16 protein-coding genes and 1 tRNA gene are annotated in these 19524 nt (G+C 50.7%); 9 read left to right on the top strand and 8 right to left on the bottom strand.

Annotation, left to right across the window (positions count from 1 at the left end):
* Positions 1 to 267: 267 nt before the first annotated feature.
* From tig to Mal48_RS01275, 3 genes are all read right to left on the bottom strand, one after another.
* Positions 268 to 1764 (bottom strand): trigger factor, encoded by a 1497-nt coding sequence (gene tig / locus Mal48_RS01285; protein ID WP_231739834.1) that lies wholly within the window; start codon positions 1762 to 1764, stop codon positions 268 to 270.
* A gap of 397 nt (positions 1765 to 2161) precedes the next feature.
* Positions 2162 to 2233, bottom strand: a tRNA-Gly gene (locus Mal48_RS01280).
* A gap of 79 nt (positions 2234 to 2312) precedes the next feature.
* On the bottom strand, positions 2313 to 3086 hold the full coding sequence (locus Mal48_RS01275) for an SDR family NAD(P)-dependent oxidoreductase (RefSeq protein WP_145195352.1): 774 nt from the start codon (positions 3084 to 3086) through the stop codon (positions 2313 to 2315).
* An 882-nt stretch (positions 3087 to 3968) separates the two neighbouring features.
* On the opposite strand from Mal48_RS01275, the gene purD reads away from it, so the two are divergent.
* From purD to Mal48_RS01255, 4 genes are all read left to right on the top strand, one after another.
* Positions 3969 to 5264 carry a phosphoribosylamine--glycine ligase gene (gene purD, locus Mal48_RS01270; protein ID WP_145195350.1) on the top strand — a complete coding sequence of 432 codons (1296 nt, stop codon included), beginning with the start codon at positions 3969 to 3971 and terminating at the stop codon, positions 5262 to 5264.
* 142 nt (positions 5265 to 5406) lie between these two features.
* Positions 5407 to 6858 (top strand): DUF1501 domain-containing protein, encoded by a 1452-nt coding sequence (locus tag Mal48_RS01265; RefSeq protein WP_145195348.1) that lies wholly within the window; start codon positions 5407 to 5409, stop codon positions 6856 to 6858.
* Positions 6859 to 6912: 54 nt separating this feature from the next.
* A complete protein-coding gene (locus tag Mal48_RS01260) occupies positions 6913 to 7812 on the top strand; it encodes an acyltransferase family protein (RefSeq protein WP_197441946.1) in 900 nt (299 codons plus the stop codon).
* Between the two features lie 31 nt (positions 7813 to 7843).
* Positions 7844 to 9298, top strand: a complete 1455-nt coding sequence (locus Mal48_RS01255; RefSeq protein WP_145195344.1) for a sulfatase-like hydrolase/transferase — start codon at positions 7844 to 7846, stop codon at positions 9296 to 9298.
* 316 nt (positions 9299 to 9614) lie between these two features.
* On the opposite strand, the gene Mal48_RS01250 is transcribed toward Mal48_RS01255, so the two are convergent.
* Together Mal48_RS01250 and nth are read right to left on the bottom strand one after the other, a co-directional pair.
* Positions 9615 to 9890, bottom strand: a complete 276-nt coding sequence (locus tag Mal48_RS01250) for a hypothetical protein (protein WP_145195342.1) — start codon at positions 9888 to 9890, stop codon at positions 9615 to 9617.
* A 186-nt stretch (positions 9891 to 10076) separates the two neighbouring features.
* A complete protein-coding gene (gene nth / locus Mal48_RS01245; RefSeq protein ID WP_145195340.1) occupies positions 10077 to 10736 on the bottom strand; it encodes an endonuclease III in 660 nt (219 codons plus the stop codon).
* 169 nt (positions 10737 to 10905) lie between these two features.
* Between nth and Mal48_RS01240 the strand changes: the two genes are divergently transcribed.
* Positions 10906 to 11301 carry a DUF309 domain-containing protein gene (locus Mal48_RS01240; RefSeq protein ID WP_145195338.1) on the top strand — a complete coding sequence of 132 codons (396 nt, stop codon included), beginning with the start codon at positions 10906 to 10908 and terminating at the stop codon, positions 11299 to 11301.
* Entirely contained in the window at positions 11301 to 11933 is a 633-nt protein-coding gene (locus tag Mal48_RS01235) for an LON peptidase substrate-binding domain-containing protein (protein ID WP_145195336.1), read from the top strand. Before Mal48_RS01240 ends, Mal48_RS01235 begins: the two co-directional genes overlap by 1 nt.
* A 15-nt stretch (positions 11934 to 11948) precedes the next feature.
* Here the strand turns inward: Mal48_RS01235 and Mal48_RS01230 are convergent, their stop codons facing one another.
* From Mal48_RS01230 to Mal48_RS01220, 3 genes are all read right to left on the bottom strand, one after another.
* Positions 11949 to 12614: a CAAX prenyl protease-related protein gene (locus tag Mal48_RS01230; RefSeq protein ID WP_145195334.1), complete on the bottom strand. Its 666-nt coding sequence runs from the start codon at positions 12612 to 12614 to the stop codon at positions 11949 to 11951.
* Between the two features lie 228 nt (positions 12615 to 12842).
* Positions 12843 to 13679, bottom strand: a complete 837-nt coding sequence (kdsA, locus tag Mal48_RS01225) for a 3-deoxy-8-phosphooctulonate synthase (RefSeq protein WP_145195332.1) — start codon at positions 13677 to 13679, stop codon at positions 12843 to 12845.
* Between the two features lie 71 nt (positions 13680 to 13750).
* The gene (locus Mal48_RS01220) at positions 13751 to 14905 is read right to left on the bottom strand and encodes a DUF6807 domain-containing protein (RefSeq protein ID WP_145195330.1); all 1155 of its coding nucleotides are present in this window, start codon (positions 14903 to 14905) and stop codon (positions 13751 to 13753) included.
* A gap of 171 nt (positions 14906 to 15076) precedes the next feature.
* Here Mal48_RS01220 and aroC point away from each other — a divergent pair, with 171 nt between their 5' ends.
* The 3 genes from aroC (at position 15077) to Mal48_RS01205 (ending at position 19356) form a co-directional block, all read left to right on the top strand.
* The gene (gene aroC / locus Mal48_RS01215; protein ID WP_145195328.1) at positions 15077 to 16213 is read left to right on the top strand and encodes a chorismate synthase; all 1137 of its coding nucleotides are present in this window, start codon (positions 15077 to 15079) and stop codon (positions 16211 to 16213) included.
* A gap of 139 nt (positions 16214 to 16352) precedes the next feature.
* Positions 16353 to 18653 carry an ArnT family glycosyltransferase gene (locus tag Mal48_RS01210; RefSeq protein WP_145195326.1) on the top strand — a complete coding sequence of 767 codons (2301 nt, stop codon included), beginning with the start codon at positions 16353 to 16355 and terminating at the stop codon, positions 18651 to 18653.
* A 43-nt stretch (positions 18654 to 18696) separates the two neighbouring features.
* Complete coding sequence (locus Mal48_RS01205) at positions 18697 to 19356, top strand: sigma-70 family RNA polymerase sigma factor (protein ID WP_197441945.1); 660 nt, start codon at positions 18697 to 18699, stop codon at positions 19354 to 19356.
* The last annotated feature ends 168 nt before the right edge of the window (positions 19357 to 19524 follow it).

The raw sequence follows: 19524 nt of genomic DNA, 5'->3' as shown, positions 1-19524 counted from the left end.
CGCCAGCATCAATACTCACAGGCACCCTGAGAGACCAGGACAGGACACGCCCCGCAATAACAAAACAGCACCTCCGGAAGAGTCAACACGTGATCCTCGTAATGCCTTGCCCCCCTTTGAGAACGATAGCGAGATCATTGGTCGACGAAAACCGTCACAGGAGAGAGGTTCTCCAGCGCAAAGAAAAAGGTGCGAGCCGTTTTGCTCGCACCTTCAATCCTGATTCCCGCATCTGCAAAACCGAAATCTGCTTGCAGCAATGAGGTATTACTCTTCGTCACCCTCTTCATCGTCCGCATCTGCATCAATATCCGACTGTGAAGTCGTTCGGCAGACACTTCGATTGAGCGCTTCGATATTATTCGAAACTGTTGGTGGCATCTCGATGTCAGTGAATTCTGCAGAATCCAGAATCACATCGACTGCTTTTCGCTCACGAATCTGAGCTTCCAGGTTTTCGATGGTTCCGTTTTTGATCATTCTGGCGCGGACACGACGTGGGTTTTCACCCTTTTGCATCGCCATGCTGAAGATTTCCATATCGAGATCTTCATCTGACACTTCAATGTTTTCCTGCTCAGCGATGCGGTCAAGAACAAAGTGCTCCTGCAAGTTCTGTCGCGTCATACTGAGTGAGTTCTGCCGCAAATCATTTTCTCTTGCGAGAATTTCCTTTGACGTAAACCCTGCTTGTTGAAGCTCAAGGATTTCACGACGCAAGGCATTATCAACTTGCTTGTTCACGAGATCTTCTGGCAGTTCCCAAGATGCCGACTCAGTGATTTTCTCCATCACCATGCGACGTGTGGCTTGCCGTTGTTCGTATTTCACCTGACGATCGAGCATTTGCCGTACTTGATCACGAAGATCCTCAACGGACGAAGCTCCAATTCGGCCAAGGAACTCTTCGTTGAGTTCTGGAGTTTCAATTCGTTTGACGTCCAAGACCTTAAAAGTCAGATGGACAGACTCGCCTCGCATGCCGATTGTGTCGGCTTCCATCGAAACAGTCACATCCGCTTCACGTGAGTCGCCTGCGGAAGCCCCTTTGATGAAGTCCGCAAATCCTTCAAGCTCTGCATCCTGAAACCGGAGAGTCGGTCGAACGCGAACAGAAACATCGTCAATCTTAGTGAGAGTTTTTCCGTCGTAAGATGCTTCGACGTCGACGGTTACGTAGTCACCCTCTTCAGCAGGTGCCTCAACCGGAGCCAATGAACCGTACTGCTCAAGGAATTGCTCAAGGTAGGCGTCGATTTCTTCTTCGGTCGTCTCGCGATTTGGACGCTCGACCTTCAGCCCTTTGTACTCAGGCAAATCGAACGAGGGACGAACTTCAACGTCGAACTCATATTCGAAGTCACCTTCTTCGGGGATTTCGATACTTTCGAGGTCGAGGTTTGGCTCATTGATTGGGTCAAGGTCAGAATCTTCGCCAAGCTGCTCAAGGCTTGCCATCAGAACCCGTTGCTTCGCTTGCTCTGAGATCTCGCTCTTGAAGCGTTTTGCGACCAGCGAAGCTGGAACATTTCCAGTTCGGAATCCCGGAACTTCCGCTTTTTCAGCGTATTCTTCAAGGAGTTCTGAAAAAACTTCGTCAATAGAATTCCGTGGCACGGAGACTCGAACATGCTTTTTACATGGACCAACGTCTTCAATCGTGACGTTCAAGTCCATTTTGGATTCAGCTGCCTGTTCTGCTTCTGCGACTCCAACATCGCCATCAGCCTGTACTTCAGCGTTCTGATCAATTTCTTCAGACACGTCGACTACCCCCCAGCATGGCTGGTTTGACAAAAACGTTTAATAGTTCAATTCACCTGATGATAGAAAGATCGTATCGAAGATCGAGCTAGTATCGCCAGACTTTAGAAAAAAAACGGCCGGTAACCCGCCAGGATCACGGCCAAACAAGAGTATGTTAATTCGTTGTCGCAATGCCCTGCGTAATCACAATTCTTATGATCACTATGATATCGAGCACACAACTTCTGATCACAGTTACTGATCATCGTGCGTTCGCTGCGGGACACTCTCCGTCATAAGAGAATGTCATCCATCGCACTCTACTTCTGCGTTATCAAGATAAATCGATTATGACCAGCTTGGAGAGATCAGCCTTCAGCGATCGAAGACTTATCTCCTCGTATTTATCTTTAAGAGCGGGTGAAGGGATTTGAACCCTCGACAACCACGTTGGCAACGTGGTGCTCTACCACTGAGCTACACCCGCTGAAGTCTGGTGAAATCTCACCAATGCTCTAGCGATCGAAGAGTTTAGAAACTGTTGACTCTGGACGTCAAGGCAACTCTCAACGAATTGCGCCACCATTTGCATTGATTACCTGTCCCGTCAGGTATGAAGCGTCTGAACTGACCAAAAATCGAGCAAGTTTGGCAATATCTTCCGGTTGCCCCCACCGCTTCAACGGAGTTTCTTGCAAAACTCGCTCCTGCCAATCCGTGCTCGCCTGATCTCCCCAAGCCGTCTGTATCCATCCGGGAGCAATACAATTGACTCGAATTTCCGGCGCCAAAGAGACAGCCAATGACCGAGTCGCACCCATCACTGCATTTTTCGCGGTAGAAAACAGCTCTGCGCTGTCCCCTTCCATTCCTCGGTCAGCCTGATCCCAACCAATATTGAGAATCACCCCCGAGCCACGCATTTTCATGCGCCGACCGATCGCACGGCTCAAGTGGAGGCTTCCGGCAACATCGACCTCTAACAGTTTTGTCAACTTATCCTCATATGCAAGCTGTGCCCCAGCCCCTGTCAGCAAGTCGACTCCAGCATTGTTGACCCAAATATCAACCGGACCTGAAACCTCTTCCACCGATTGAACGAACCCTTCGTGATTCACCCCCCCCAAGTCCGCCTGAATCTTGCTGGCTGCCACGCCAAAACGAGAGGCCTCAGCGACGACCTGAGTAGCTGCGTCGATAGACTTCGCATAATGAACCACAACATTTGCCCCACCTCGGGCAAATTCCAATGCCATCGCTCGCCCGATGCCTGAAGAGGCCCCAGTGACAACAGCAGTCAGTCCTTGAAGTGTGGCAAATCGATTTTCGTCCAGGCTCATAATTCAATCCAATCCTGACCGCCACTCTTTACCTAAGTGAACGGCCGATGAAGCTGTGAGAGTCATCCCCACACCCACAGGCACGACAAGCATTTGAATCAGTCCGAATACTTATGGAAAAGTCACTTATCTCAGTGTTTAAGCGAGCGAATTCAAGTTTCAGGATCAGTTTTAAGAAATACTCAAGTCGATGCGACTCTCGGGGCTGACTATTTCAGTTTCGCTTTGCAATCTCGTTTTTTTGTCTCGCGGAAGCCTTCTCTGAGACAACACTCACCGCAGAAACGATGCAAATAGGCTCGGCTGGTGCAATTCCAACGCGTATTCCTAATTGAAATTGCTCAGAGTCTCCGCTCGCGAGTTGAGACTCCGGCAACTATAATGACGATGAGATCGGACTGAAATCATTGTCGACGGTTTCTCACCGAGATTCTTCTGAACAGTGGCCTCACTCGCTTCCGATTGAGCCCCTGCGGTGAATAAACTTCTTCAGAGAATTTTGAATCTTAGAAGACTTTCGTGTTTCCGGTTTGCGTAAAGAGCGATTCCCAGAGAATGAATCGACCTTTTCCACAAGACGCAGAATTCATGAATCAGATTCGAACTGATCATGAAACCTGAAATTGCTCTCTAATACTGTGAGAAAAGCGACGACTCCAGAGTTTTCCGGACTGGTTCGAGACGGTTTCAGCGGGAGAATTTCGACGGGTCAATAAATACGGCGAGACTTCCGCCCAGGCACAAGTGGCGTCCGTCAGCCAGATCCCAATCAGTCGTCATGACGATCTGGCGGGGATTGCATAAACGTTCAAAACAATAATAAGAATCAACAGCAGCTAGAAAATTGCAGTCAGAGACCGCAATTGATCGAGGTTTGGAATTATGGCGAAGGTACTTGTTGTCGGACAAGGAGGGCGTGAGCACGCTCTCGTTTGGAAATTGAGTCAATCACCAAAGGTGAGCGAAGTCTTCTGTGCCCCCGGAAACGCTGGGACAGCTGAGGATGCCACGAATGTTGATATCGCAGCTGACGATTGTGAGCGTTTGGCAGCCTTCGCAAAAGAGAATGAAATCGACCTGACGGTCGTCGGCCCTGAAGTCCCACTCGTGGCAGGGATCTCTGACCACTTCAAAGCACAGGGGCTTCGAATTTTCGGCCCATCGAAAGCAGCTGCGGCTTTGGAAGGAAGTAAAATTTTCTGCAAGGAGATCATGCGCCGTGCAAATGTCCCCACAGCGGACTACTGGATCTTCACCGACGCGACTGACGCTGTTCAATTCGTACAGGAACGAGAAGAGGAATCGTTCGTCATCAAAGCGGATGGACTGGCCGCCGGGAAGGGCGTTTCGGTTTGCTCCAACAAAGCAGATGCCATCGAAGCGATCCATCAAATGCTGACGCAAAAAGTCTTCGGTGACGCAGGGAAAAAAATCATCATCGAGGAAGTTCTCGAAGGACAAGAAGTGAGCGTGCTCGCACTCGTCGACGGAAGAACGATCGTCACCCTCGAACCGGCACAGGATCATAAAGCAGCCTACGATGGCGATGAAGGCCCAAACACCGGTGGAATGGGAGCCTACACCCCTGCACCGTTCGCAACTCCGGAACTGATCGATGAAGTGATCTCAAAGATTCTCATTCCGACAATACACACGATGCGAAAGAATGGCTCGGAATTCAAAGGTGTCTTGTACGCCGGTCTGATGCTGACAAAACAGGGACCAAAAGTCCTCGAGTACAACGTTCGCCTGGGAGACCCGGAAGCGCAACCGGTTTTGATGCGACTCAAGTCTGACCTGTACGAAGTTCTCTTCGCTGCAGCCGATGGAAAACTCAAAGACTTGCCGGACCTCGAATGGGACGACCGATCCGCAATTTGCGTCGTAATGGCATCAGAAGGATACCCAGGCCCAATCTCGAAAGGTCATTCAATTCGAGGTTTGGATGAAGCTGCAAAAACTCCGGAGACAAAAGTCTTCCACGCTGGAACAGCAATAGATGGCGGCAATGTGACCAACACCGGTGGTCGCGTCCTCGGGGTCACTTCTCTGGGAAATGATCTCTCCGAAGCGAAGAAACGAGCCTACGAAGCGATCAAGTGTATTCGCTGGCAAGGTGCCTGGTGCCGGAAGGATATTTCCGACAAAGCAAGAAGCTCAGAGCCAGCACCGGAATGATGTCGTCGTTAAAACTTGCGAAGTCCATCACATCTTGCCGAGAATTTATGTAGAACTGATGCTCAGCTCCTGTTTTGTGGTCAGTCATCGATGAAATCGTAACACCGAGTTTCACGGAGACAGGAAACACGAAAGTGTCCTCATGAATTTTCCGGACCTATCCAACCACCAGAACCGTCGCACGTTCCTGTCATCGACAGGAGTCGGACTAGGAAGTGCCGCACTCTCTTCACTGTTGGCGAATGACCTTTCAGCGAGTGATTCGTCGTCGACTTCGTTGCCGCGAGGTCTGACTGAGGGGTTAGCTGGCTTTCCCCATTTCGGGCAGAAAGTGAAGCGAGTCATCTTCCTTTGCATGGCGGGCGGCCCATCGCATCTGGAGTCATTCGACTATAAGCCCAAACTGGCGGAGTTGGATGGCCGACCGATGCCGAACTCGTTCACACAAGGGCAGCCGATCGCACAGCTACAAGGGCAGGAACTGAAGTGCCTGGGACCGCTCACAAAATTCAACCAGTACGGTCAAAGCGGTCAGTGGATTTCCGATTTCCTCCCGTGGCACCAGAAAATGGCTGACGACATTTGTGTCATCAAGTCCATGGTGACGGAACAAATCAACCACGATCCAGCACACACTTTCATGAACACAGGCACGGCGATCAGTGGTCGACCGTCAATGGGTTCGTGGATCAATTACGGACTCGGAAGTGAGAGCGAAGATCTGCCCGGCTTTGTCGTGATGACCAGTGTCGGCGGACGCAACCCTCAGCCGATTGCGTCACGGCAATGGGGCGCAGGATTTCTTCCAAGTCGATTTCAGGGAGTTGAATTCAACTCAACCGGCGACCCTGTCCACTACGTTTCTCCTCCGCCTGGAATCTCGATGCAGCAGCAACAAGAACTTGTCGCTGCCGTCAATCAACTCAACCGGCACCGCAACAAGAACATTCAAAACCCCGAAGTCGATGCTCGAATCGCCGCCTATGAGATGGCATTTCGAATGCAAACTTCCGTTCCGGAACTGATGGATGTTTCGAACGAGCCGAAGCACATTCTCGACATGTACGGAGCTTCGCCCGGCGACGGAACTTACGCTTCGAATTGCTTGCTCGCAAGACGACTCGCTGAGCGAGGCGTCCGTTTTATCCAACTGTACCACCGCGGCTGGGATCACCATGGTGGCCTGGAAAGGTACATGAACATCTGCTGCGACCTGACCGACAAGCCGACCTACGCACTGATTCAGGATTTGAAGCAGCGAGGGATGCTCGATGAAACACTCATCATCTGGGGCGGCGAATTTGGCAGGACACCAATGTTTCAGGGCAAAGGGGGAGCCGGTCGAGACCATCACATCAAAGGATTCTCAATGTGGATGGCAGGCGGAGGAATTCAACCGGGCATCAGCCACGGAGCGACCGATGAACTCGGATACAACGCTACCGAAGACGTTGTCCATGTTCGCGACCTGCACGCCACGATGTTGCATCAACTCGGTATCGACCACAATCGCTTCACCGTCAAATTCCAGGGTCTCGACTTAAAACTGACCGGCGTTGAAAAAGCTCGCGTCGTGAAGGAAATCCTTCTGTAAGTAGAGCATCTAAAACAATGGGCCGACCGCGATTGAACCAAGGGTATTGAGCGCGTGAATCAAGGAAAAAGAAACTTCGGGTTTGATCTATTAAGAGCAATCGCAATCGTTTTTGTCTTAGTGCAACACCAACTCTCAATCATGGGCCTGATCGAAGACCCAGAAGTTCAAAGGATAAGCCTTGGACAAATCGGGGTTTCAATTTTCCTTGCGATTAGCGGTGGGCTTGCTGCCCTCGACAAAGGAAGTCCATCTTCGTGGCTTTGGCGACGCCTGACGAGAATCTACCCGGAGTTTTGGATTGTCACGATATTAAGTTTCCTGGCGACCTGGCTCACTGGGTACAAAACGTTTGGAGCGTTTCAGTTCATCTCTCAACTCATCGGCACCGGACTTTTCACTCACCCTGAAGACCTTATCAACCTGGCGACATGGTTTGTCTCCCTCATTCTACTTTTGTACGTTCTCACCTTTCTCGCCAAGAGTTCTGGAAGAGAAAAGCTTTGCATCTGTATGATGGCTGTCTCCTCAGCCTGCTTAGTATCGAGTAGTGACCATCAATTTCTTGCTACACACTCTCTAGTCTTTTTCTTGAGCTACCTTCTCTCAGGTCCAAGCAAAAGCAGAGCTAAACTTCTTGTACTCATTTCACTCATTGCACTATCTATCGTTCAGAATTTATTTCTGTATCCCATAATCGCAATTGGTCTCTGTCACTCACTCCAATATCTCAAATCGATCCCGGGTGTGCTGATGTGGTTATCCAAGTATTCGTATGAAATTTTTCTTTGTCATGGAATTTTCCTCGTAGGAAGCCAGCGTTTTTTCGGGGACACCCCTTACCTCAGTGTGCCGTTGGGAATCACAGCCTCACTCGTTTTTTCGTTTTACTTGAAGTACGTTGTAGAACGATTCACAAAGCGACTTCAAAGAAAGAGAGTCGCCTGCGTTTGAAACTGGACTCCGTAATCACTTCGAGGTTTTCATGTCGCACTGGTTGATCGCCGTCGTTCTCAGCTTTTCGCTCTTCACTCATGCCAAAGCAGATGAGCAACCGAACATCGTCTTCATCTTTATTGATGACATGGGATACGGGGACCTGAGTTGCTTTCACGAGTTGAGTGCCGATGGCTGGGACTCGAAGACGATCTCCCGATATCCCAAAACCCCAAATATCGACGAACTCGCCAGCGAAGGCTTGCGTCTCACGAACTTCTATGTGGCATCACCAATTTGCTCACCGTCACGGGTTGGCTGCACGACAGGACAGTTCCCATCGCGGCATTTGATCAACTCCTATCTGAATAGTCGTGAGAAAAACAAAGCACGCGGAATGGCCGATTTCCTGAACCCGAACGTGCCAGCCATTGCGAGAGCATTTCAGGACCATGGTTACGCAACCGCTCATTTCGGGAAATGGCATCAAGGGGGAGGACGAGATGTTGACGACGCCCCCCTGCCGAGTGCCTACGGTTTCGACGAATCACTCGTTTCCTTCGAAGGTCTCGGAGACCGCATCCTCCCACCGGGCGGACTTTCTGAACAGAGTGCGAAGCTGAAACGAGGAAAAATCGAGCACGTTGAAAAACATGAGCAAACCCCCATCTACGTCGACCGCAGCATCGACTTCATTGAGCGCCATCAGAATCAACCATTCTATTTGCACTTGTGGCTGAACGATGTTCATGATGCACACAAGCCCGCCCCCGGCGAAGCAGAGAAATTCACAGAGCAAACCGACAATATCAATGAGCAAAAATTCTTTGCGGTGCTTGTCGAAATTGACAAACAGATCGGCCGACTGATTCAGCGAATCGACAAGCTTGGTCTCGACAAAAAGACACTCATCGTCTTGACCAGCGACAACGGGCCCACTGCCTGGGCACGTTATTACCGTCGACAAAAAGTTGACCCAGCTGGCAGCACGGCTGGATTCCGTGGTCGCAAATGGTCATTGTATGAAGGAGGAATCCGCATGCCGTTCATCGCACGCTGGCCCGGGAAAATCGAAGCGAATGCCGTCAATCAGGATCTCATCCTGTCGACTGTCGATTTCTTCCCAACGTTCGCCAGTCTCGCAGGAATCGACCTCAAAGAGACTTTCAACATTGACCCGAAAACGTACTTCGATGGCGAAGACCTCAGCCAACAGCTTCTGAAGAATGAAGGTCAACGGACCAAACCGCTTCTGTGGGAATACGGCCGAGATGAAAGTTACTTGCGCCCCGGCTTGAAGAGAGACCAAAGCCCAAACCTGGCACTCAGAGACGGCCAGTGGAAACTTTTAATGAACGACGATGGATCAAGAGTCGAACTCTACGATTTCCGGCTATCAAACCGCGAAAAGAAAAACGTCGCCAAACAACATCCAGATGTCACCCAAAAACTGAGTCAACAACTTCTGGACTGGCGTCGAGCCCTCCCGGCCCGGACAGATTGATTTCACGATTCAATCTTACTGTGGGGGAGACTTCGTAAGACCTCGAGCATCCATTCAATTCAACTGTTTAATTCAACTGTCACCGCCCTCATTCACCGGCACGCCAAAGAGCGTGCCGCCTTTTGGAGCATCTTCCGTACTGGTGTTCAGGTTCCGCCTCGTGGCGAACGGGAATTTACCAGAGAAATCCGCACTTCACAGGCACACGCTCGAGCAAGCCGCTCTAATCTTGCCAATACAGCTCACCCCCACGCATATATGAGGGCAAGCTGAAAAAATGAATACAATGTTTGGAGCGTGTTACTCCGAGACAGTGTTACTCCGAGACTTTGTCGCCGGTTGCGGTTTCAATGGCTTCAGCTCCTTCTTTCACACCGTCATCCACAGTTTCCTTGACTGCTTCTGCACCATCCTTGATGGCTTCTTTGCCATCTTCAACGACTTCCTCAGTAGCCTCTTTGACGTCTTCAGCGGCATCGCCTAAATCGGTTTCAGCTGACTCCGCTGTCTCTTTTGCTTTTTCGACAGTCGCATCGGAACAGCCCATGATGAACAAACTCAAAACAGTCAACATTGTTGCAAAAGTCTTCATTGTTTTCTCCAGTTTTTGAAGTTTCATCAATGCCTCAAAACAAGGTCACCAAGAGAAAAGATCCAATTCCAGACTGTTTTATTCCAGCTGTTTCTCATTTTTCGCGAAATGCAGCCTGTGAAGCGTCACCAAATTCACGACTCATTCCAGATGTGGCAAGAGGTAACATGTGAAAAGAGAAGAATCTTATTCCAGTGGGTCAAGGCCGACTCGAGGACAGATTTTCAACAGAGGGCATTCAGTGCATTTCGGGCGGCGGGCGATACAGATTTGTCGTCCGTGGTGAATCAACCGGTGTGAGTAAGTGATCCACTCCTTCTTCGGCAACACGGCCATCAAGTCTCTCTCAATGATGTCCGGATTCTGGCTTTCTGTCAAACCGAGCAAGTTGGAAATTCGCCGAACATGTGTATCGACCACAACTCCGCTAGCGATCCCGTATGCGGTTCCGAGCAAGACGTTGGCCGTTTTTCGTCCGACGCCAGGAAGTGTGATCAATTCTTCGAGTGTTCGTGGGAGTTCCCCATCATAGACCTCCACGACTCGCTGCGCCATTCCGCGCAAGTTCGTTGCCTTCGCTCGGAAGAAGCCCAAAGATTTAACGATTTTCTCGACTTGAGCTTGCGTTCCTGCCGCTAACGCTTCTGCATCAGGGAATTTCTCAAACAGAATCGGAGTGACAGAGTTCACTCTTTCGTCAGTACACTGAGCCGAAAGAATGGTTGCTGCAAGCAACTGAAACGGCGTTTCATGGTGCAATGCACACTCAGCGACCGGATAATGCTTCCGCAACCGGGTCACAACCTTGCGGGCCTGTTTCTTTTTGGCATCAATTGATTCGAACATTTCGACGAACTGTTTCAGGGTCTAAACAAACGGATCCCAGGACTCCAAACGATTCCAGGAAATGTGAATCTTACACGAATTTCAGTTCGACACACCTCAAACGTCAGCGCTAGAATCGCAAACGTAACCAAGGACGAGGGGCCGATGCACTCACTGGATAATTTTAAGCATGCCAACTCGCGATAATGACTCCCGTCTCCAAGAAGCTATTGAACTTTTCAACTCGCAAGAGTACTTCGCCTGCCACGACGTACTCGAAGACCTTTGGGACGAGACACTCACTGATGAACGAGGGTTCCTGCAGGGGTTGATCCATGCTGCGGTCGCATTGTTCCATTTCACTGAGGGCAACCTCGGTGGGGCTCGCAAGATGCACGATTCTGCAGTGCGGTATTTATCTCCTTTTCAACCAGGCTGCCAAGGTGTTGAACTGACACAGTTCCTCATCCGGTTCGACGAATGTTTTGCCCCCCTTTTGGGGCATCACAAAACCTATCCGCAAGGAATTCGTATTGACGAATCCCTGATTCCTCAACTGATGCTGACCTTCAAGGAAGATGAATAATGCAAGATGCTTCAACAGCACCAATATGCACTACTATTGCCGCAACGAATCCCCCGACACTGTGTCTCTCACAAATCCCGATCCTGCCGGGGTTAGCTCTGCCGTTGACGGTCGATTCTCGACAATTAAATGACACCCTACACAATCTTTGGACCAGCACGCGGCAAGTTATTCTTGTTCCGACAGCAACTTCAAATGTTGGCTGCCTGACGACTCTGATTGCATTTGACGGAAATTCCGGACAAGCTCATTTCCGAGGAATTCGGAGGATTCACCTTGAGACATCATGTTCAAAGGCGTCGATGAACGATCTCGTGGAACAACGGAATGAGAACAGTTCCCCTCACCGAAATCGTGCTAACCAACGGGAATTACTGATCGAGGCATTCCTGAATCGATTCCCTGAACATTCGCGAAACCCGCTTGTCACGCCGCTTTGGGAACGGGAGCTTTCATTCGGGGCACTCTGTGATCTCTTCGCGTTTAGCTGTCAGCTGAATCACAATGAACACGAGACCATCCTGAATGAACTCGATGAAGACCGTCGTTGTGAACTTGTCTTGAACATGCTGAAATCAGAGCGTCCCGCGTTTCAGTCCGCCGAATTTCCGCCACCGTTCAGCCTGAACTGAGCGGCAACACGAACGTTACCAGAGTTCGTAATGTCCGGTTGATAACACATAAACGCCGAGCAAGAGATTGCTTGTCCCGTGAGCGACAACGCACTTCCACAGGTCTTTCTTCCAGATCAGTAAACTGTTGAGCAGAATGCAGTACCCGGCAGCCGCAAACCATTCTGGGTGAGCAAGAGTAAACAACACCGTCACCCCCCAGAAAGAGGCAGCTGTCATCTTGCCGATGGGAACACTCTCCCACTCCTCTGAAACGATCCATCGCATCAGAAATCCTCGCCAGAACAACTCTTCCGCAATCGGCACAAGAACAGCGAGCCCAAGCAGACGGATCGAAATAAACCCCCAAGCTGCAAGGTGACTGGAAAACTCTGCGAATGGGTCGTAAGCAACCCGAGGGCTGGGCTGCATCCATGCTGGAAAACCGGCAGTGAGGCTCGCTTCCAGATGCCAATGACTGATCCAGATCCAATAGGCGATACCCACAAGTCCGACCAAAACCGCATCTAAAATTTTCCAATGCGGGACAATCGCCTTTGAAGTTCGCCAACTCCAGATGACAACCAGCAGCGTCGCAAGAACGGTGAGCGAATAAAGGAGAGGGAATTGATCCGACCACTTCGCAGCGAGACTCATCCCGGCGAGATAAACAACAAATGGAAGAACAAATGCTTTGGCCATCTTCGAACGTTCTCGTTTAGAGCATTTACGATGCTTGTGGTGGCCTGTGAAGATCACCTTATTCAGTGCTTGAGAGTGCAATTACAAATTTGAGAACGAACTCTCGCTCTAGCACATCTTTCGAACTGTTGTTCAGGTTCTGTCTCGTGGCATCAGCGAATGGCCTTGTGAAAACGTACTCGCGGACACAAGAAACACGAAAGTGTTCTAGGATGTGCGGCAAATCCCTTATGCAAACTGATTCACCAGATCGCGTAGTTGTTGCAGTTCATCAAGGATCTTCGGGAGATCTTCCAGATGCACTTGATTCGGGCCGTCGCTTTTCGCCTTGTTCGGATCGGGATGCGTTTCTAGAAAAACACCGTCAGCCCCGGCAGCAACTGCGGCCCGAGCCAAGATGGGGACCATTTCTCGATTTCCTCCTGTAGTCGAACCTCCGGGGCGTTGCACGCTGTGCGTCGCATCAAAGATGACCGGGCACCCCATCTCCTGCATCGTGGGAATGCACTGAAAATCGTTGACCAATCGGCCATAGCCAAAGGTCGTCCCTCTCTCGGTGAGTAAAATGTCGCCCTGACCGGAAGCTTCACACTTCTTCACAGCGTGGATGACATCCTCGGGAGCCACGAATTGTGGTTTCTTAATGTTGACGACCCGACCATGTTTTGCCGCCGCTTCGGCAGAGGCGACAACCAAATCGGTTTGACGCGCAAGAAACGCAGGGATCTGCAAGATTGAACAGACCGATGCCACTGCATCTGCTTGCTCTGGGGCATGGAGATCCGTCGTGACCGGCAGCCCGGTCTCATCTCGCACGAGTTCCAGAAGCTCTAATCCTCGATCCAAACCGGGACCGCGATAACTATCGATGCTGGTGCGATTGGCTTTATCGAAACTCGCTTTGAAAACAAGCTGAATCTCCTGTTCACTGGCGATGTCTGCTAACCGCAAGGCGATTTCGCGCAGCGATGATTCGCCCTCGATGACACAAGGTCCAGCGATCACCAATAACGGCAGTTGTGGACCGCATTCGTATTCACCAATCTGAACAGGGTTATTCGGCATGAGACGTCCGTTTCTCTCGAATCAATTCATGATGCCCCCGGTCAACGACCGGGGGGAGGAAGTGGAGCAATTTACTTTGCTTTTGCAAACTGCTTGAACACTTTGTTGATGTCGTCTTTGGTGGTCTCTCCGCCATGAACGTAGAGGCCATATTTGAAGTTGAGCTTCTCACCATTTGGCTTAAGTACACGATGATGAGCGGGCTGTTCGTCGTCGCGACCTTTTGTGTAGGCTCCTGCCCCAAAAGGATTGATAGAGAAGAGCCCATAGTTACGAACATGATATCGTGACTTCCAGGGGTTCTTCGGATGATCCATGATTGTGACTCCAAAGACGTGACCATCAACGGGCCCTTTGTAATCAATCCAGTTTGTCGTTCGTCCCCAAGTGGCAGCGGTCCCTTCAGCTCCTTCAGCATTTGTGACCGGACCGCCCGCAATCATTTCCCGCATACTGTTAGGAAGTCGAATTCCGAACATCCCCTCTTTGGTGTCGCGGATATTGACGTCTTGCTCCGGTGCAGTGAATGTGACGTCATAAGAGAGTAAACGATTCGCATACACAGAGATCGTCGTCTCTTCTTTCAGAAGTGTTTTCCCGTCAGTTCCAACCCAGTGGTTAACGGTTTCCAAAACTGCCGGATTCCCGGACTTCTTGACGATTTCGACCGACTGGTTTTTGATTTCACCATCTTCATTCCAAAACTTGATCCCTTCAATTTCATCAACCGACAGCCAAATTCCTTTGTGGTGCGGATGGTCGTAATAGAGTGGGTGTTTGCGATCGAGACCTTTGGTCGGATTGTCGTTGATCTGACGAGTGACCGTCGCCACCATGGGAGCGACTGAACTGCGATGAATCCACAACTTTTTGGCAGGAATTTCCAGCCAGTCACCTTCTATCTTACCCACTTCGACCTCATCGCCAATTTTAAAATCCGCCTTGCCCCCTTTGAGCTTCGGCGATTCGTCAGCGATGATCACTTTTCGTCCCGCAGCTCCCTCTTCTTCCGAGGCCTTCGCTGACTTCAAGAGTTCGAATCCCCCCGGCCCAGTGACGGGCAGCGCGAAAGGTTTGCGGCGGTTTTTATCGAACTGAAAAACAAGAAAGACATCATCACCGATGGTCGCTTTGACACTTTCAGAACTTTGCTCCAGCGTGACTTCAGCTGAATACAGTGACGTTGCGAGAAGGAGGGGGGTGAGAAAGGCAAAAAGGGTTCGCATAATGGCTCCGGCGAGCAAGGTTTTCAGGTGGGTGAACTGTCAATTGAAGCCAGTTGAGGAATGCTCGTCAAGTGGCGAGTGAAATTGTTTCAAAGAGCCTTTCGAGAACCACTGAAAGTGACGGTCAAAACTGACTCGCCAAGCAACCCCTGCTCTCTCTACAATGCCGCCATGGCAGGAAATACATTTGGACAATCGTTTCGTATTACAACCGCAGGTGAAAGCCACGGTCCGGGGAATGTCGTGATTATTGACGGCGTTCCACCGGGGATTTCATTGACCGTCGAAGATCTGCAGGTCGACCTGGATCGTCGAAAACCGGGTCAGAGCAAGATCGTCACCCAGCGAAAAGAAGCGGACGAACCGGAAATTCTCTCCGGCGTTTTCGAAGGTCGTACGACCGGAACAAGTCTGGCGATTTTGATACGAAATCAGGATCAGCGTAGCAGAGATTACGGCAACATCAAAAACCTCTATCGCCCCGGTCATGCCGACTACAGCTTCGATGCGAAGTACGGCTTCCGAGATTATCGCGGTGGCGGACGAAGCAGTGCCCGTGAGACAACTGCTCGCGTGGCAGCGGGTGTGGTCGCCAAGAAAATCATCGCTGAGGCATTTGGTGGACTTGTCGTTGGCTATGTCACACAGGTCGGGCAGATCAAAGCTGAGATTGAAAATCCGGGCGAGGTGACTCTCGAACAGGTCGAAAAACTCCCGAACGGTGAAGCGAACATTGTTCGCTGTCCCGATTTTGAAGCTGCCGACAGAATGATTGAGTTAATCAACGAATGCCGCAAAGCTGGCGATTCGATCGGCGGAGCTGCCGAAATTGTGGCGACAAATGTCCCCCCGGGATTGGGAGAACCAGTTTTCGATAAAATCAAAGCCGACTTTGCCAAGGCTCTCTTTTCACTCCCGGCTGTGCTGGGTGTGGAATATGGCATCGGTTTTGGATGCGTCACAATGAAAGGGAGTGAACACAACGACCTGTTTACTTCCGAGAAGCAGAACGGTGCCAATGAAGATGGTGAACGAAAAATCGTCACCAAATCAAATCGCCACGGCGGAATGTTAGGGGGCATCACCACAGGCATGCCCATTGTCTTGCGGGCCGCTGTGAAGCCGACCAGCAGCTTGCCCATCGAACAAGAAACCGTCACACAAACCGGTGAGGATGCAACAATCCAAACCAAAGGACGTCATGATCCCTGTTTGCTTCCAAGGTTTATCCCAATGGCAGAAGCGATGATCGCCATCGTCCTCGCGGACCACTGGCTACGCTGGCAAGGACAGACTGGACAAGGGTAAATCGTAATTCAAAGCTGGCTGGGACTCCTTCCGGCAAGGCAATTCAGGCAACATTCAGGAATCGTCTCATTAGCGACAATTGCTTCTCCGCTGTGAAATCGCTGAGTTTTACCTCAGCCTACAGAAATCGAGTGGAACATTGAGTAAATCGGTTGCAGAGCCAGATCGCGAGTCGCCACTGCGTTCGCTTATCCCATTCTTTGTTCTGGCATGGATTCTGATTTTTTGGTCGCGTTTCTTCTACACCCCGCTTCCCGGGATCGGCGAAGGTGACATCGATCGCGTCGACATTCTTTTCGCTGTTCCTGAAATCTTATGGAACAACATCTCCCCGGAACGACTCCCAGGTGATTCCTCCAGCTGGGCGAATCTGGTTCAACGAATTCCAATTCTGGGATATGCCCTATTGATGCTCTCGGGAGCAATTGGCTTGGGTCGATTAGCTCTCCGAGGAATGAAACTAAAATCGATCTTTGATCCTGTTTCAAAGACAGCCTTCTCGGGTGGACTGGGCCTTTCAATTCTTTCTCTGCTAACTTTAGGACTTGGAACCGCCGGGGCCCTCTCACGTGGTCTGTTATTCGTTCTCATACTTGTCATGATCGCTGCCGAATGTTTTCTGACACTACGACAGCGAGACAAAAAATCACAGCAAAACGATAAACCTAAACAACACAACTTCTCCCTTCGCTGGATTGGGCTTCTCTGTGTTGTTTTTCTCACCCCCATGCTGCTCGGAGCGATGCTCCCTTCAACAGATTTCGATGTGAAGGAATATCATATCGAAGGTCCAAAGGAATACTTTCTGGCGGGCAAGGTTCATTTCCTGCCACACAACGTCTACACAAGTTTTCCTTTCCTGACCGAAATGCTGACACTCTGTGGAATGGTCCTGACAGGTGACTGGTTCACCGGAGCCCTGGTTGGCAAAACAGTTCTAATGGCCTTCGCTCCGCTCACTGCATTAGGGATCTTCGCCGTGGGACGTCGCATTGCTGACGATTACGTTGGAGCGATCAGCGCCCTTGTCTACCTGTCCACACCATGGACGTATCGCATTTCGGTCATCGCATACACGGAAGGAGCGATGTGCTGCTATGTGATTCTTTCACTGTTAGCGTTGCTGCACTGGCTGTCGCTCTTCTCCGACTCTCGACAGGCTTCCTCAACTGAAAGAGGAATCGCGATGTTATGTGGCCTCTTCGCAGGGAGTACTGTTGCGACCAAATATCCTGGAATCGTACTCATTGCGATTCCAATCGCTCTTGTGATGCTGACCACTGTCGTTCTGCGACGAGTCCCCTGGCGACAAACAACAACGATGGCGGCATTGTATGTCGTCGGCGGCTTGCTGACATTTGGTCCGTGGGCAGTCAAGAACACCCTCGAAACCGGGAACCCGGTCTACCCGCTGATGTATTCAGTCTTCGGAGGCGAGGACTGGGATGCTGAATTGAACGCCAAGTGGAAAGCGGGGCATGCGCGGCCGTCACCTCTGCTCAAGAATCCAGTCGCGATGGGGCAAGAGCTGAAGAAGAATGTTGTCGATGTCACGCTCGGAAGCGTTTGGCAATCCCCGCTGATCTTCGGGCTCGCTCCGCTCGCATTTCTTTATCGCAAACGTAACTGGGAGTTCTGGATTGTCCTCGGAGCAGCGATCACGATCCTGACCGTCTGGTACACCATGACCCACCTCATCGACCGTTTCTGGGTCCCGGTGCTGCCTGTCATCGCTCTCCTTTCAGGAGTGGGAATTGCGGCATCGAAGGAGATGTTTTTCTCAAGAAGCAACGAATCCCCCTGGTATTTCCCTTGGCTGGGGAAAGCGGTCTCCCTGTTGCTGCTCGTCACACTGGTTTTCAACCTTGCATTCATGACAACTCCTGCGAGCGGATACAATGCCTATCTCATTGATTACGATAAGGCACGCCAGCAGGTGAAACCGGCCTCGGTGCTTCTTGCGGAACAAGCTGTCGGCGAAAGCGGGCGCGTGCTCTTCGTCGGTGAGGCGATGGTCTTTGATGCGGAGTGCGAGTACCGATACAACACGGTCTTTGACTATTCCCTTCTCGAACAATGGACCTCCAACAAACTCGGAAAAGATGAATGGGAACTGCTGCCGGCTGCGACCATTAAACAAAATTTCCAGGAGGCTGGTATCACGCACGTTCTGATCAACTGGAATGAAATCCTTCGTTATCGCACGACATACGGATATACTGATTTCGTTTCTCCAGAGAGGCTCAAACAGCTAGCTGACCGTTGGCCGTTTGAAGAAGTCCCGCTCCCGGATGAATTCAACCTCAGAGACTGGGAATCCATCGACGACTCCTGGAAAGACGAAATTGAACGTTGGGGACCTGAACTCAAACGAACGACGTTCTCTGGAGAACAGAAGATGAAACAGTTCCAATTGTTCGAATTGTCGGGCACTCGATGAGGATCACCTTTTAGCCCAAAGGGCTTTTTGAGAGTGGAATTTCATGCCTGAAAAATCGATCTGGCCGGAACACGAAGTGACGCAGCAACTTGTTCAAGCAGTCGCTGACGGAAATGAACATGCCGTCAACGATTTAATGAATCGGCATCGTGACGCATTAAGACGACTGATTCATTTTCGACTGGACCGAAAGATCTCCGCCCGCGTCGACGCCAGCGATGTTGTGCAAGACGTCCTGCTCGAAGCCAACCAGCGTCTGAAAGATTATGTCGCAAACCCGGTCATGCCGTTTCATCTGTGGGTCCGACAACTTGCCAAGGATCGCATGATCGACCTGCACCGTCGGCATCACGCCAAGAAGAGATCGGTCGACAAAGAACAGCCACTCCAACGACGAAAATTTGGCGATCAATCATCACTCAACTTAGCTGCGCAGCTGAGTGATCAAGAACTAACTCCAGCGGCAGCAACGATCCGGAAAGAACTCGAAGAACGTTTTCTTGAAGCCTTGAGCCAGATTGACGATGACGATCGGGAGATCATCGTTATGCGGCACATTGAACACCTCGGGAATAGCGAAGTCGCACAAGCCTTAGACCTTTCGCCGGCGGCAGCGGGAATGAGATACTTGCGAGCGATTCGGCGCCTGAAAACCATACTGACCGCAACAGACGAATCAGAATCTGAAAAACGCTCAGAGTAGAGAATGTCCAGTGGTTGTCGGGCCGTGAAGATCACTTCCTGGAGCAGCTGGCTCTACCGCATGCCCGGAAGTCGAAACGAAGTCGAAACAGAAAAAAAGCCAGGCATTCCGAGATGCCTGGCTTTTCAGTTTCTAAGAGCTTTTCAGTGGCTGACAATGCTCTTTATG

The sequence above is a fragment of the Thalassoglobus polymorphus genome (genome assembly GCF_007744255.1).
Lineage (GTDB): Bacteria > Planctomycetota > Planctomycetia > Planctomycetales > Planctomycetaceae > Thalassoglobus > Thalassoglobus polymorphus.
This window is presented reverse-complemented; position numbering and strand designations above follow the sequence as displayed.